This is a genomic window from Pseudomonas sp. AC255 (genome assembly GCF_979258175.1).
The window spans coordinates 5,032,390-5,047,185 of sequence record NZ_OZ409841.1 but is presented as its reverse complement, the minus strand read 5'-3'; the positions used below and the strand labels follow the sequence as shown (position 1 = coordinate 5,047,185).

The window sequence follows — 14,796 nt, the reverse complement described above, 5'->3', positions numbered from 1 at the left end:
ACTCGATCCTTTCTAAAAACCAAATCGCATATAAAAGTAATTTTTCAGTATTGGACGCTCTATTCGCCGATGGCCAATATTGCCGATGTTAGCGCTAACAAGGCGCGTTGTCTGCTACTCGCTCGAGCGAATGCCCAAGACAGATTCAGGCGCTGTCGTCGCAGAACGGCAGCGGTTCAGGGCCATTTTCGAGCGAACACCTATGCGTAATTTTCCTGGGGCATTACACACACTGACGCAGTCGATACACGCGGCGGGCTGGATTTTCACCGGGCTGGCGGCGCTGCCGCTGCCCATGGCGTTTGCCGCTGACAGCAGCGATCAGGAACCGACGCTGAAATCCGTCACGGTGACCGCGACTCGCCGCGAAGAGTCCCTGCAGAAAGTGCCGGTGGCGGTTTCCGTGCTCGACGGCGAACAGCTCGAACGCGATAACCGCAATAGCTTGGCGAGCATCGTTCAGCAAGTGCCGTCGCTGAATTTCCGTACCGGCGCCTCGAACAAGGACACCTCGTTATTCGTGCGCGGCGTCGGCACGATTTCCACCTCGCCCGGCGTCGAGCCGACCGTGGCGACAGTGATCGACGGCGTGGTGTACGCGCGGCCCGGTCAGGCCACGCTGGATCTGCTCGATCTGGAGCGCGTCGAAGTGTTGCGTGGCCCACAAGGCACGCTGTTCGGCAAGAACGCCTCGGCCGGTGTACTCAACATCTCCAGCAAGGCACCGACCGCCGAAACACACGGCTATATCGATCAGGCGTTCTACAGCGGCAACGAAAGCCGCAGCCGTTTCGGCCTTGGCGGCAGTCTGATTCCGGACACGCTGAAGGGCTCGATCAGCACCTTGTTCGGCACGTACGACGGTAACATCGACAATCAACACAACGGCCACGAGGTCAACGGTTACAACCACCGCGGTGTGCGCGGCAAACTCGAATTCACCCCGAACGACGACATTACTTTCACCCTGATCGCGGACTACATGCAGTCCCACGACGACGCGCCCAATGGTGTCGTCAGCCAAGCGCTGACGCCGGCCTTCGCCAACGCGCTGAGTCCGGTGAGCGCGAGCAGCCACAACCGCGACATCAACACCGACACCCGCTCTCACATCGAGGACATCAACAAAGGCCTGTCCGGCCAGCTCGACTGGCAACTGGGCGATTACACGCTGACATCGATCACCGCATGGCGCGGCTGGGACAATACCCAGTATCAGGATGGTGATCGCCTCGGCACCGTGACGGCGGCGTTCCCCGGCACGGCAGATAAAGGCGATCTGGCTTTCGACCAGTATTCGCAAGAGCTGCGTCTGGCCTCACCGAAGGGCGAGTTTCTCGAGTACGTCGGCGGCCTGTTCTACATGCACGGCAAGGACGACGAGACCTATCAGCGCACCCTCACGACCACCACACGCACCGACCGTGGCGTTGCCGATTACAGCACCACCAGCGACAGCTACGCGGTGTTTGGTGAGAGCACGCTGAACTTCACTTCGAACTTTCGCGGCATCGCCGGTCTGCGCTATACCCACGATGATCTGAAATACGATCACCGTCGCGTTTCAACATCAGCGACCACCGTCAGCGGCATTCAACCGGCGACCAGTAGCTCTGGCTCGGTGGACGAGGACGGCTGGTCCGGTCGCCTCGGTCTGCAATATGACCTGAGCGATACCGTTACCAGTTACCTGACCTATTCGCGCGGTTACAAAGGCCCGGCGTACAACGTGTTTTTCAACATGCAGCCGCGCGACACCGAAGCGCTGAAACCGGAGACCTCCAACACCTGGGAAGTGGGGATCAAAGCCACCTCCTGGAACAACCGCCTGACCACCAACCTGGCGATCTTCCACAGCGAGTACGACAACTATCAGGCGAACTTTTTCGACACCGTCGCCGGGCAGGTGGTGACGCGTTTGATCAACGCCGGCAGCGTCACCAGTGAAGGCATCGAACTCGATTACGCCCTGCAAGCCACCCAGCAACTGAAGTTCTCCGGCTCACTGGCCTACACCCGCGCACGCATCGACGAACTCGCCTGCCCGGCCGGCGCGGCGGCGTCGTGCAACGTCAACGGCAAACCATTGCCGTTCAGCCCGGACTGGAAAAGCTACGTGCGCGCCGACTACACAATTCCGCTGGACAACGGTCTCGATATCGAACTGGGCACTGACTACAGCTGGCAGAGCGAAGTGCAGTACGACATCAGCCAGAACCCCGATACCAAACAGGGCGCCTACGGGCTGTGGAACGCCAGCGTCGCCTTGGCCGATTACAGCAATGGCTGGCGTGTCGCCCTGCTCGGCAAGAACCTCGCCGACAAATCCTATTCGTCATTGCTGGCCAGTGGCGGCAGCTACATCTATCGCGCCGTGCCACGGGATGACGAGCGCTATTTCGGCGTGCAACTGCGCAAGGATTTCTGAGATGAGCAGACAGATGAAACTCGGTGCGTTTTTCATGGCCACCGGGCATCACGTAGCGGCCTGGCGGCACCCGGACGTGCCGGCGGATGCTGGGCTGGATTTCGCCCATTACAAACGTCTGGCGCAGATCGCCGAAGCGGCAAAGTTCGATGCGCTGTTTGTCGCCGACAGCGTCGCCGCACCGACCGAAAACATCGCCAGCCGCATGGCGCGCTCCGATCACTTCGAGCCGCTGACCTTGCTCTCGGCACTGAGCGCGGTGACCGAGCACATCGGCCTGATCGCCACGGCCACCACCAGTTACAACGAGCCATACCACGTCGCGCGCAAGTTCGCTTCGCTCGATCATTTGTCGGGCGGACGGGCGGGATGGAATCTGGTGACTTCGGACAATGCGGCCGAGGCGCTGAATTTCGGCCGCGACGCACACATCGGCCACGCCGAACGCTACAGCCGCGCCCGTGAGTTTCATCAGGTGGTCACCGGGCTCTGGGACAGTTGGGAAGACGATGCCTTCCACCGCGACAAGGCCAGCGGCGCCTATTACCACCCGCAGAAGCTGCACGTGCTCGATCATGTCGGTGAACATTTCCGGGTCAAAGGCCCGCTGAACGTCGCGCGCTCGCCGCAGGGGCAACCGGTGATCGTCCAGGCTGGTTCTTCCGAAGCCGGGCGCGAACTGGCGGCGCAAACGGCGGAAGTGGTGTTCACCGCGCAGACTTCGCTGGCCGCCGCACAGGCGTTTTACACTGATATCAAGGGACGCTTGGCCAAGTTCGGGCGCAGCACCGATTCGCTGAAAATCATGCCCGGTGTGTTCGTGGTGGTCGCTGCTACCGAAGCTGAAGCGCAGGAAAAGTTTGAAACGTTTCAGCAATTGGTCGAACCGGAGGTGGGCGTCGCGCTGCTTGGGCGTATGCTGGGCAACTTCGATTTATCGAAGTACCCGCTGGACGGGCCGCTGCCGCCATTGCCGCTGACTGACAGCGGTCAGCAGAGCCGACAGAAATTGCTGACCGAGCTGGCCGGGCGGGAGAGCCTGACCCTCGCCGAGCTTGGTCGCAGGATCGCTGGCGGGCGGGGGCATCACAGCCTGGTCGGCACGCCGGCACAGATTGCCGATTGCCTGCAGGAGTGGTTCGAACAAGGCGCGGCGGACGGCTTCAATGTGCTGGTGCCGCACCTGCCGGGCGGGCTGGAAGATTTCGCCAATGGCGTGGTGCCGGAACTGCAACGGCGTGGCTTGTTCAGAACTGAATATGAAGGCCGCACGCTGCGGCAGAACCTGGGGCTGGTTCGACCTGCAAATCGCTTTGCATGATTGATGGGGCTTTTGTGGCGAGGGGATTCATCCCCGTTCGGCTGCGAAGCAGTCGTAAAACCAGCGCATTCGGTACACCAGATTCGCCGAGGTTTCAGGTTTTGGGGCGGCTTCGCCATCCATCGGGGATAAATCCCCTCGCCACAAAGGTGTCCGGTTGCAGATGACTAAAAGACAGACAAGAGAGGATTCGATGACTTACACCGCTGCCGAAAATCGCTACGACTCCATTCCCTACCGCCGCGTCGGCCGCAGCGGTCTGGTGCTGCCGGCCTTGTCGCTGGGCCTGTGGCACAACTTTGGCGACAGCACGCCGATCGAGACCCAGCGCGCCTTGCTGCGCACAGCGTTCGATATGGGCATCAACCATTTCGATCTGGCCAACAACTACGGCCCGCCATACGGCAGCGCCGAGATCAATTTCGGTCGCCTGCTGCGCGAAGACTTCAAGCAGTATCGCGACGAGCTGATCATCTCCAGCAAGGCCGGTTGGGACATGTGGCCCGGCCCGTATGGTCAGGGCGGCGGTTCGCGCAAATACGTGCTGGCGAGCCTCGACCAGAGCCTGCAACGCCTCGGTCTGGACTATGTGGACATCTTCTATTCGCACCGCTTCGACCCGGACACCCCGCTGGAAGAAACCGCCAGCGCCCTTGCCACCGCCGTGCAGCAGGGCAAGGCGCTTTACATCGGCATCTCGTCCTACTCAGGGGTGAAGACCCGAGAAATGGCCGCGCTGCTGAAAGAGTGGAAAGTGCCGCTGCTGATTCATCAGCCGGCGTACAACCTGCTCAATCGTTGGGTGGAAAAGGATCTGCTCGACACCACCGATGAACTCGGCACGGGCGTCATCGCGTTCACGCCGCTGGCGCAGGGCTTGCTCACCGACAAATACCTCAACGGCGTGCCGGCCGATGCGCGAGTCAATCGCCCGGGCGGCGGCTCGCTGCAGGCTTCGCACTTGTCCGAGGCCAACATTGCTCACGTGCGAGCGTTGAACGAAATCGCCCAGCGTCGCGGCCAGAGTCTGGCGCAACTGGCACTGGCGTGGACGCTGCGTGATCCACGGGTGACCTCGGCACTGATCGGCGCGAGCCGGCCGGAGCAGATCATCGAGAACGTCGGGGCGCTGAAGAATCTGAATTTCAGTGCTGAAGAGCTGGCGGAGATTGACCGGTTTGCCCAGGAGGGCGGGATCAATCTTTGGGAGAAGCCTTCGACGGCGGAGTGAGCCACCCTCACCCCAGCCCTCTCCCAGAGGGAGAGGGAGCCGACCGAGGTGTCTTGCGTCTTACATCGACCGGAATACCGAGTCGATTATGGATTCAGCAAAGTACGTTCAGGTCGGCGTACTTCTACAGCATCCCCAATCAGTCCCCTCTCCCTCCGGGAGAGGGTTAGGGTGAGGGGCTTTTGCCTTTAAAAGGGCTCAGCGAAAAAACGGCACATCCCCCAACACCGTCGCCCGCTGCATCACCCGCCGCGCCGGGCGGTAATCATCCACCGCGTAATGCTGCGTCACGCGGTTGTCCCAGAAAGCGATGTCGTCCTTCTGCCAGCGCCAGCGAATGGTGAATTCCGGCCGGGTCGCGTGGGCAAACAGAAATTTCAGGATCGCCTCGCTCTCGGTTTCCGACAATTCGTTGATCTTTGAGGTAAATCCTTCATTGACGAATAGCGAGCGCCGCCCGCTCACTGGGTGGGTGCGAATCACCGGGTGCGACAGCGGCGGATTCTTGCGCCGCGCTTCTTCCCACTGCGCCAGCGCCTCAGGCGTGTTGCCGTAGCGCTCGAGCGGAAACGAACGAATGAAATCGTGGGTGGCCGTCAGACCTTCGAGCAGGTTTTTCATCGGCGCCGACAACGCTTCATATGCCGCGATGCCGCTGGCCCACAACGTGTCGCCACCGAACTCCGGCAGCAACTTGGCGCTGAGCACTGCGCCCATTGCCGGCGTCGGCAGGAAGGTTACGTCGGTATGCCAGATCGCGTTATCGCGCACGTCGGTGACGGCGGTGTCAAGGATGAGTACTTCCGGTTGTTCCGGCACGTTCGGGTAGATCGGATGAATGTGCAGGTCGCCGAAATAATGCGCGAAGCGTGCCTGCTGTGCCGGCTCGATCGGCTGGTTGCGGAAGAACAGCACCTGATATTTGAGCAGCGCCTGTTCGATGACGTCGCGGTGTTCCAGGCTCAGCGGCTGGCTGATGTCGACGCCACTGATCTGCGCGCCGAGGGCCGAGCTTAACGGGGTGATGTTGAGGGTGCTCATGGTCGTTCTCTTCGAATTCGGAGTGTCATGCTTTTGTGGGAGCGAGCCTGCTCGCGAATGCAGAGTGTCAGGCGACAGTGCAGTGAATGATCTGACGCTTTCGCGAGCAGGCTCGCTCCCACAGGGGAATTTTCACAAGGCGATTTAGTGCGCCTGGCCGTGCCACGGCACCAGTCTGCGCTGCAATGCGCGCAGGCCCATTTCCATGGCGAAGGCGATCAGGGCGATGACCAGAATTCCCAGCACCACGACATCGGTGACCAGGAATTGCGCGGCCGACTGCACCATGAAACCCAAGCCGCTGGTGGCAGCAATCAGTTCGGCCGCAACCAGCGTCGACCAGCCAACCCCCAGGCCAATGCGCACGCCGGTGAGAATGTCCGGCAGAGCGCTGGGCAAAATCACATGGCGAATCAACTGCGCGCGCGTCGCGCCCAAGGACTGCGCCGCGCGCAGTTTTGCTGGATCAACCGTGCGCACACCCGTCGCGGTGGCAATCGCAATCGGCGCAAAAATCGCCAGATAGATCAGCAGCACTTTCGACAACTCGCCAATGCCGCACCAGATCACGATCAGCGGCAGATAGGCCAACGGCGGAATAGGACGGTAGAACTCGATCAGTGGATCGAGCACGCCACGGGCGATGCGGTTGGCGCCAATGGCAATGCCCACCGGCACGGCGGTCAGAATGGCAAAAACCAGACCAAGGCCGATGCGGCTCAGGCTCGCGCCCAGGTGCTGCCATAACGTTGAATCCATGTACCCCGAGGTCGCCAGCAACCAGCCCTTTTGCAGGACGGCGGAGGGTGGCGGCAGGAACAGCGGTTCGATCAGGCCGGTCGCGGTCACCGCCCACCAGACCGCCAACAGGCCGAACAGGGTCAGCAGGCTGATCCAGCGAGTGCTGAGGCTGCGGCGCACCGGGATGCTCACCGAAGGTGTTTTCACCGCCGCAGCGGAAACCTCGTAACTGCTCATGCGCGCTCCTGCCGGGGTACGGCGCTGCGTTGCGAGAAGACTTTGCTCAGCACGTGCTCGCGGGTTTCGATAAAACGCGGATCGGACTTGATCGCGCGGGCCGACTCGCCAGCGGCATAACGCTGACCAAAATCCAATTGCAGGCGCTCGACGATCTGCCCCGGATTCGGTGCCAGCAGAATCAGGTCCGTGGCGAGGAACACCGCTTCTTCAATGTCGTGGGTAATCAGGAAAACCGGTTTGGCAGTGCGCTGCCAGACTTGCAGCAACAGCTCCTGCATCTGCTCGCGAGTGAACGCATCAAGCGCACCGAACGGCTCATCCATCAGCAGCACGCGCGGATCGGCGGCGAGGGCGCGGGCGAGGCCGACGCGTTGTTTCTGGCCACCGGACAATTGCCAGATGCGCCGGTCTTCGAAGCCGGCAAGATCGACCAGCGCGAGCATTTCACGGGCGATTTTTTCCCTCTTGTCCTTGCCGACACCGGCCAGTTCGAGGCCGAAGGCGACGTTGGCCAGTACGTCCTGCCAAGGCAATAAAGCGTCGTCCTGAAACACCACGCCACGTTCGGCGCTCGGGCCTTTGACCGGCACGCCGTCAAGGGTGATGCGCCCGGCACTCGGCTCGACGAAGCCGGCAATCAGGTTCAACAGCGAAGTCTTGCCACTGCCGGACGGGCCGAGGGCGACCAGCAATTGCTGCGGCCCCAGGGTCAGAGAAATATCCGCCAGCACCGGCTCCGGGCTGCCCGGGTACTGTGCGCTGATGCGCTCCAGCTGTAGCAAGGCCATCGCTGTACCTCCCGATCAGTTGGTGATGTATTTGGCGCTGACGTACGGCGCGTAGTCCGGCAGGACGGCTTCGACCTTGCCTTGCTCCTTGAGGAACGCGGCGGTGTCGGTGATGGCTTTGGTGGTCGGCGCGCCGAGGTCACTGACCTGATCTGCCGCCAGCGGGTAGACGTTGCCCTGCAACAGCAATGGAATGTCGCTGGCCTTGGCGCCGGAGAGTTTGACCAGTTTGTCGACGTTGCTCTGATTGGCCAGCCAGGCCTGCGGATCCTTGCGGTAAGCGGCGTAGGCGTCGAGGGTGACCTTGGCGAACGCGGTGACGATTTCCGGGTGCTTCTCGGCGAAGTCCTTGCGCACGATCCAAGCGTCGAAGGTCGGCGCGCCGAACTTGGCCAGTTCGCCGGAGGTGATCAGCACTTTGCCGTTTTCCTTGGCGACGCCCAGTGCCGGATCCCAAACGTAAGTGGCGTCGATATCGCCCCGTTTCCACGCCGCGATGATGGCTGGCGGCGCGAGGTTGAGCACGGTGACTTTCGACGGGTCGATGTTCCAGTGCTTGAGCGCCGCGAGCAGGCTGTAGTGCCCGGTGGACACGAATGGCACGGCGATTTTCTTGCCGATCAGATCCTGCGGAGTCTTGATGCCGGAACCGTCACGCGCGACCAATGCTTCAGCGGCGCCGATTTGGGTGGCGATGAGGAAGGTTTCCACCGGCACTTTGCGCGTGATCGCAGCGGTCAACGGGCTCGAACCGAGATAGCCGATCTGCACATCGCCGGACGCGATGGCGGCAATGATGTCGGCACCGTTATCGAATTTGCGCCAGCTGATATCGGCATTGGTGGCTTTCTCGTAGGCGCCGTCGGCCTGCGCGACTTTGGCCGGGTCGACGGTAGTCTGGTAGGCGACGGTGAGATCGGCCGCCTGGGCCAGGAAGCTTGCAGCGGCCAGCGAGGCGGCGGCGAGCAGGCGAAGCGGGAAATTCAGTTTCAATTGAGAGCTCCAGATCAGGCGACCGAATGTCGGCGTGAATGGAGACTAAATGATCTAAGAATCGATAAATAAATAACTTTTTCGAATGAGCATATGAGCGGAAAAATCTAAGGATAGGAGAGGGTGTGGGGATTTCGGATGATTCGTTCGACGTCAGAACTTTGCCCCCTCACCCCAGCCCTCTCCCCAAGGGGGCGAGGGGGAAAGGGAGCTGATCTTCATGCTTTTCAAGGCCTGAGTTCGGCCCGGTATTTCAGGTCGGTGTAGCTCGCAAGAACAACGCGGTCAGTCCCCTCTCCCTTTGGGAGAGGGTTAGGGTGAGGGGCTTTTAATTGCTGATGGCGAGGATGCTCGCCTGATACGCGCCGACAAACACATCGAAATCGCCAACCTCGTTCTGCTCAAGCTCGGTCTGCTGTGCCAGCGACGCGCGCGCCAGCTCTTCAAACTTCGCTTGCTCGTCAGCCGCCAACGGCTCGCTGCGGAAGAACTCGGCGTGGGTCTGGCTCTGGCGCAGGGAGAACTGCGCAAAGCTTTCCTTGTGCTCGGCCATGGCCGCCAGCACCTGCGCCGATGGGGTCAGGGACGGGTCGTTGACCTTGGCCAGTTGCGCATCCAGGGCCTTGCTGTGGGCATCGCCGCCGACGCTCTGGTCGAGCATCGCCGCCAGCGGAGCAATCTGTTCCAGCAGTTCGGCCGCCCATTGCTTCATCTCGACCGGTTGACCGTCACGCTGCAATTGCAGGCCCGGACGGCGACCTTCCTTGACCACGCTGAGGAAGTTCGAGGTGGCGTTGCTGCACGAAATGTTGGTCAGCAGCGGGCTGTCGTTCAGCGCGCAGTACAGCAGGAAGGCGTCGATGAAGCGCGATTCGGTGAGGTCGATGCCCATCGGCAGGAACGGGTTGATGTCCAGGCAGCGCACTTCGACGTACTGGATGCCGCGCGCCATCAGCGCCTGGATCGGCCGCTCGCCGGTGTAGGTCACGCGTTTCGGGCGGATGTTGGAGTAGTACTCGTTTTCGATCTGCAGGATGTTGGTGTTGAGCTGCACCCACTCGCCATCCTTGTGCGTGCCGACTTCCACGTATGGCGCGTAGGGCGTGGCCACGGCTTCGCGCAGGCTGTCGGTGTAGCTCGCCAGGTCGTTGTAGCACGGTGTCAGGCCGGCCTGGGCATTGCTCTGATAACCGAGATCGCTCATGCGCAGGCTGGTGGCGTACGGCAGATACAGCGTGTCCGGATCGAGCTGCTCGAGCTGATGCGAACGCCCGCGCAGGAAGCCGGCGTCCAGCGCCGGCGAGGCACCGAACAGGTACATCAGCAGCCAGCTGTAGCGACGGAAGTTGCGAATCAACGCGATGTAGGAAACCGATTGGAAATCGCGATCGGTGCCGACGAAACCTTCGGCCTCGCGCAGCAATGGCCAGAGCTGTTCCGGCAGGGAAAAGTTGTAGTGAATCCCGGCAATGCATTGCATGGTCTTGCCGTAACGCAGGGCCAGGCCCTTGCGATAAACGTACTTGAGCTGACCGATGTTGGAGGTGCCGTAATAGGCGATCGGAATATCTTCCTCGGCCGGCAACGGGCACGGCATCGATGGACTCCACAGGTACTCGTTGCCGAGTTTGCTGTAGGCAAAACGATGAATCTTGTCCAGGCTCGCCAGCGTGTCGGCAGGATCCGGCAGGGCAGGCGTAATGAATTCCAGCAGCGACTCGGAGTAGTCGGTGGTGATCTGTTCGTTGGTCAGCGCGGAACCCAGGGCTTCGGGGTGCGGCGTTTGCGCCAGGCGACCTTCACTGGTCACGCGCAGGCATTCACGTTCGATACCGTGCAGGCACTGCTTGAGCAGAGAGAGGTTAGCGCGCTCGCCGAGCAGAGCCAGGCGGCGGTTGAGAAGTTCGCTCAATTTGGATTCCTTCACGCGTCAGTCGCCCCAATATGGGGGTGGGCAAGACGGTCTACAAGGGTGAAGTTGAAACTGGCGTTATCGCCTGGTTTTCTAGCCTGTCAGCCGCACACATGAACCCGTAGAAGCTGCCGAAGGCTGCGATCTTTTGATCTTGCTGTTGAAAAACAAAATCAAAAGATCGCAGCCTTCGGCAGCTCCCACAGGATTCGTTGCGCCGAAATTAACTCAAAATGATGAGCAACATCTACAGGACAGCGAAGGTGCCTTGCGCTTTTGCGACCAGTTTGTCGCCCTGCATCACCTCGGCTTCGACCACCAGCGTGCGCCGGCCCGGGTGGATCACCCGCGCCGTGCACAGCACCTCGCCGTCGGAAACGGCGCGGATGTAGTTGATCTTGCATTCGATGGTCGCACTCTGCTGATCGAAGCCATGGCTGCTGGAACAAGCCAGGCCCATGGCGATGTCGACCAGACTGAACAGCGCGCCGCCGTGCAGTTTGCCGCCGCGGTTGCGCAGTTCGGGCTCAAGCGCCAGGGCGACTTGCGCCACCCCGGTTTCGAGACTGTGCAGGCGACAGCCCAACAGCTTGAAAAACGCGCTCTCGACGAGCCCGGCCGGCATTTCCATTAGCGTTTCTTCAACTGCTTGGCGTTGGCGAACAGCGAGGCCATCGCATTGTTCACCGGCGCGGCGGTGGCGGTTTCCTTGCGCGGCGCGTTGCCCGAAGACTGGCGCGGTGCCGAGCCCGGACGCGAGCCACGGGCGCCATCGATTTTCTCGCCGGGAGTGTCACTCATGCGCATCGACAGACCGACGCGTTTGCGCGGGATATCGACTTCCATGACCTTCACTTTCACCACGTCACCGGCCTTGACCGCTTCGCGCGGGTCCTTGATGAACTTCTCCGACAGCGCCGAGATGTGCACCAGACCATCCTGATGCACGCCGATGTCGACGAATGCACCAAACGCCGTCACGTTGGTCACCACGCCTTCAAGGATCATCCCCAGTTGCAGATCCTTGAGGTCTTCGACGCCTTCCTGGAACTCGGCAGTCTTGAACTCCGGACGTGGATCGCGACCGGGTTTTTCCAGTTCTTGCAGGATGTCGGTGACGGTCGGCAGACCGAAGGTTTCGTCGGTGAATTTCTTCGGGTCCAGACGCTTGAGGAACGCGGCATCGCCGATCAGCGAGCGAATGTCGCGGTCGGTTTCAGCGGCAATGCGCTGCACCAGTGGATAGGCTTCCGGGTGCACCGCCGACGAATCCAGCGGGTTGTCGCCGTTCATCACGCGCAAGAAACCGGCGGCCTGTTCGAAGGTTTTCTCGCCCAGTCGCGCGACTTTCTTCAGCGCTGCACGGGTCTTGAACGCGCCGTGTTCGTCACGGTGAGCAACGATGTTCTGCGCCAGCGTCGCATTGAGGCCGGAAATCCGTGCCAGCAAGGCCACGGAGGCGGTATTCACATCCACGCCCACGGCGTTTACGCAGTCCTCGACCACGGCGTCCAGACCGCGCGCCAGTTTCAGCTGCGAGACGTCGTGCTGGTATTGGCCGACGCCAATGGATTTCGGATCGATTTTCACCAGCTCGGCCAACGGATCCTGCAGGCGACGGGCGATCGACACGGCGCCACGGATCGACACATCGAGGTCCGGGAATTCCTTGGCCGCCAGTTCCGACGCCGAGTACACCGAGGCGCCGGCTTCGGAAACCATGACCTTGGTCATTTTCATAGCTGGATATTTTTTGATCAGCTCGATCGCCAGCTTGTCGGTCTCGCGGCTGGCAGTGCCGTTGCCGATGGCGATCAGGTCCACCGAATGCTTGGCGCATAGCGCGGCGAGGATGGCGATGGTCTGATCCCATTTGTTGTGTGGCACGTGCGGGTAAACCGTGGCGTGGTCGAGCAGCTTGCCGGTCGAATCGACCACGGCCACCTTGCAGCCGGTACGCAGGCCCGGGTCGAGGCCCAGCGTCGCGCGCGGGCCGGCCGGAGCGGCCAACAGCAGGTCGTGCAGGTTGTGCGCGAAAACGTTGATCGCTTCGGTTTCGGCACCGTCGCGCAACTCGCCGAGCAGGTCGGTTTCCAGGTGGGTGTAGAGCTTGACCTTCCAAGTCCAGCGCACCACTTCACCGAGCCATTTGTCCGCCGGGCGGTTCTGGTTCTGGATGCCGAACTGCTGGCCGATCATGCCTTCGCACGGGTGCATCGTGCCGGGCAGCTCATCGCCGACTTTCAGCGCGGAGCTGAGAATGCCTTCGTTGCGGCCACGGAAAATCGCCAGGGCACGGTGCGATGGCATGCTCTTCAGAGGCTCGTCGTGTTCGAAGTAATCACGGAACTTGGCGCCTTCCTCTTCCTTGCCGGCGATGACGCGGGCACTGAGGATCGCTTCCTGTTTGAGGAAATTACGCAGCTTTTCCAGCAGGCTGGCGTCTTCGGCGAAGCGCTCCATGAGGATGTACTTGGCGCCTTCCAGCGCAGCCTTGACGTCGGCCACACCTTTTTCGGCATCGACGAAGCGTGCGGCTTCGGCTTCCGGCGACAGGTTCGGGTCGTTGAACAAGCCGTCGGCCAGTTCGCCGAGGCCGGCTTCGAGGGCGATCTGGCCCTTGGTGCGGCGCTTCTGCTTGTACGGCAGGTACAAGTCCTCGAGACGGGTTTTGGTGTCGGCGAGCTTGATGTCGCGTTCCAGGGCAGGGGTGAGCTTGCCTTGCTCTTCGATGCTGGCGAGGATGCTGATGCGCCGTTCGTCGAGTTCTCGCAGGTAGCGCAGGCGCTCTTCCAGATGACGCAACTGGGTGTCATCGAGGCTGCCGGTGACTTCTTTCCGGTAACGGGCGATGAAGGGGACGGTAGAACCTTCATCGAGTAGCGCGACGGCCGCTTCGACCTGTTGTGGGCGTACGCCGAGTTCCTCGGCGATGCGGCTGTTGATGCTGTCCATAAAACCACCTGACATAGTATGAAAGCAGGCTCGCAGGCACGCAGATAATGGCCTGGAGGCTGATTGAGCGGCTGGAAAATTGCCGCTGCCTGGATCAAGAAGCTGCCCATTGACCCGTGAAATCGAACAGTTACTGCACAGGGCCGGAAAAAATACCGGCCACTTACGGTAACGATTCAGACGTTGCCTGGCGCAAAACGCCGCGCATTATAACCAGCGTTCTGTCATTCGGGGGCGTTGCAGGCTGTAGGCATAAACCCCGGTTTTCTGGCAGTGAAGGAAAAATCTGCTAACAATGCACACGGTGCGTATAACGGCAGCTACGCCATAATGCGCGCCGAGCTAAAAGGAGCATCCAATGAGCAGCACTGCACAAACGGCTGAAGGCGAAAAAATTCTTATCGTTGATGACGATCCGGGGCTGAGCAGCCTGCTGGAGCGTTTCTTCGTCAGCAAGGGCTACCGTGCCCGTACCGTTCCGAACACCGAGCAGATGGACCGTCTGCTGGCGCGTGAAGTGTTCAATCTGGTCGTTCTCGACCTGATGCTGCCGGGCGAAGACGGCCTGACCGCGTGCCGCCGTCTGCGCAGCGCGAACAACCAGATTCCGATCATCATGCTCACCGCCAAGGGCGATGAGCTGAGCCGTATCAAGGGCCTTGAACTGGGTGCCGACGATTACCTGGCCAAGCCGTTCAACCCGGACGAGCTGATGGCTCGGGTCAAAGCGGTATTGCGCCGTCAGGCCGCACCGGTGCCGGGCGCACCGGGCAGTGAGGACGAAAACGTCACCTTCGGTGATTACGTGTTGTCGCTGGCGACCCGCGAGCTCAAGCGTGGCGATGAAGTGCACATGCTCACCACCGGTGAGTTCGCGGTACTCAAGGCGCTGGTGATGAACGCGCGTCAGCCGCTGACCCGCGACAAGCTGATGAACCTCGCCCGTGGCCGTGAATGGGATGCGCTGGAGCGTTCCATCGACGTGCAGATCTCGCGTCTGCGCCGCATGATCGAACCCGATCCGTCGAAACCGCGCTACATCCAGACTGTCTGGGGCGTGGGTTACGTGTTCGTACCGGATGGCACCGCCACCAAGTGATCGGTGATTTGTAGGAGCGGGTCTGCAAGGCTCTGGTCGCACGGCCA

Annotated in this window: 11 protein-coding genes; 4 read left to right on the top strand and 7 right to left on the bottom strand. The window is 61.2% G+C overall.

Annotation, left to right across the window (positions count from 1 at the left end):
- The first annotated feature begins 202 nt into the window (after positions 1-202).
- The 3 genes from ACZZ0K_RS22760 (at position 203) to mgrA (ending at position 4,980) form a co-directional block, all read left to right on the top strand.
- Complete coding sequence (locus ACZZ0K_RS22760; protein WP_258707447.1) at positions 203-2,428, top strand: TonB-dependent receptor; 2,226 nt, start codon at positions 203-205, stop codon at positions 2,426-2,428.
- Between the two features lies 1 nt (position 2,429).
- Positions 2,430-3,749 carry an LLM class flavin-dependent oxidoreductase gene (locus tag ACZZ0K_RS22755; RefSeq protein ID WP_056787075.1) on the top strand — a complete coding sequence of 440 codons (1,320 nt, stop codon included), beginning with the start codon at positions 2,430-2,432 and terminating at the stop codon, positions 3,747-3,749.
- Between the two features lie 193 nt (positions 3,750-3,942).
- Positions 3,943-4,980 (top strand): L-glyceraldehyde 3-phosphate reductase, encoded by a 1,038-nt coding sequence (mgrA, locus tag ACZZ0K_RS22750; RefSeq protein ID WP_258707448.1) that lies wholly within the window; start codon positions 3,943-3,945, stop codon positions 4,978-4,980.
- A 198-nt stretch (positions 4,981-5,178) separates the two neighbouring features.
- On the opposite strand, the gene tauD is transcribed toward mgrA, so the two are convergent.
- The 7 genes from tauD to ACZZ0K_RS22715 all read right to left on the bottom strand — a co-directional run bounded on the left by tauD (position 5,179) and on the right by ACZZ0K_RS22715 (position 13,650).
- Entirely contained in the window at positions 5,179-6,021 is an 843-nt protein-coding gene (gene tauD, locus ACZZ0K_RS22745) for a taurine dioxygenase (RefSeq protein ID WP_150741781.1), read from the bottom strand.
- Positions 6,022-6,165: 144 nt separating this feature from the next.
- The gene (tauC, locus tag ACZZ0K_RS22740) at positions 6,166-6,999 is read right to left on the bottom strand and encodes a taurine ABC transporter permease TauC (protein ID WP_258707449.1); all 834 of its coding nucleotides are present in this window, start codon (positions 6,997-6,999) and stop codon (positions 6,166-6,168) included.
- Positions 6,996-7,790 (bottom strand): taurine ABC transporter ATP-binding subunit, encoded by a 795-nt coding sequence (gene tauB, locus ACZZ0K_RS22735; RefSeq protein WP_041477476.1) that lies wholly within the window; start codon positions 7,788-7,790, stop codon positions 6,996-6,998. The genes tauC and tauB overlap by 4 nt, the downstream gene beginning before the upstream one ends.
- A 15-nt stretch (positions 7,791-7,805) precedes the next feature.
- Positions 7,806-8,783 (bottom strand): taurine ABC transporter substrate-binding protein, encoded by a 978-nt coding sequence (tauA, locus tag ACZZ0K_RS22730; RefSeq protein ID WP_258707450.1) that lies wholly within the window; start codon positions 8,781-8,783, stop codon positions 7,806-7,808.
- A 328-nt stretch (positions 8,784-9,111) separates the two neighbouring features.
- A complete protein-coding gene (gshA, locus tag ACZZ0K_RS22725; RefSeq protein WP_252879240.1) occupies positions 9,112-10,695 on the bottom strand; it encodes a glutamate--cysteine ligase in 1,584 nt (527 codons plus the stop codon).
- Positions 10,696-10,942: 247 nt separating this feature from the next.
- Entirely contained in the window at positions 10,943-11,326 is a 384-nt protein-coding gene (locus tag ACZZ0K_RS22720) for a PaaI family thioesterase (RefSeq protein ID WP_052512482.1), read from the bottom strand.
- Positions 11,326-13,650, bottom strand: a complete 2,325-nt coding sequence (locus ACZZ0K_RS22715; RefSeq protein WP_258707451.1) for a Tex family protein — start codon at positions 13,648-13,650, stop codon at positions 11,326-11,328. The genes ACZZ0K_RS22720 and ACZZ0K_RS22715 overlap by 1 nt, the downstream gene beginning before the upstream one ends.
- 358 nt (positions 13,651-14,008) lie before the next feature.
- On the opposite strand from ACZZ0K_RS22715, the gene ompR reads away from it, so the two are divergent.
- On the top strand, positions 14,009-14,749 hold the full coding sequence (gene ompR / locus ACZZ0K_RS22710) for an osmolarity response regulator transcription factor OmpR (protein WP_016772186.1): 741 nt from the start codon (positions 14,009-14,011) through the stop codon (positions 14,747-14,749).
- Positions 14,750-14,796 lie beyond the last annotated feature (47 nt).

Bases quoted from the DNA above. Each gene is read 5' to 3' on its own strand.
- mgrA (WP_258707448.1), top strand. From the start codon at position 3,943: ATGACTTACACCGCTGCCGAAAATCGCTACGACTCCATTCCCTACCGC.
- tauC (WP_258707449.1), bottom strand. From the start codon at position 6,999: ATGAGCAGTTACGAGGTTTCCGCTGCGGCGGTGAAAACACCTTCGGTG.
- ompR (WP_016772186.1), top strand. From the start codon at position 14,009: ATGAGCAGCACTGCACAAACGGCTGAAGGCGAAAAAATTCTTATCGTT.
- tauD (WP_150741781.1), bottom strand. From the start codon at position 6,021: ATGAGCACCCTCAACATCACCCCGTTAAGCTCGGCCCTCGGCGCGCAG.
- ACZZ0K_RS22720 (WP_052512482.1), bottom strand. From the start codon at position 11,326: ATGGAAATGCCGGCCGGGCTCGTCGAGAGCGCGTTTTTCAAGCTGTTG.
- ACZZ0K_RS22715 (WP_258707451.1), bottom strand. From the start codon at position 13,650: ATGGACAGCATCAACAGCCGCATCGCCGAGGAACTCGGCGTACGCCCA.
- ACZZ0K_RS22755 (WP_056787075.1), top strand. From the start codon at position 2,430: ATGAGCAGACAGATGAAACTCGGTGCGTTTTTCATGGCCACCGGGCAT.
- ACZZ0K_RS22760 (WP_258707447.1), top strand. From the start codon at position 203: ATGCGTAATTTTCCTGGGGCATTACACACACTGACGCAGTCGATACAC.
- tauB (WP_041477476.1), bottom strand. From the start codon at position 7,790: ATGGCCTTGCTACAGCTGGAGCGCATCAGCGCACAGTACCCGGGCAGC.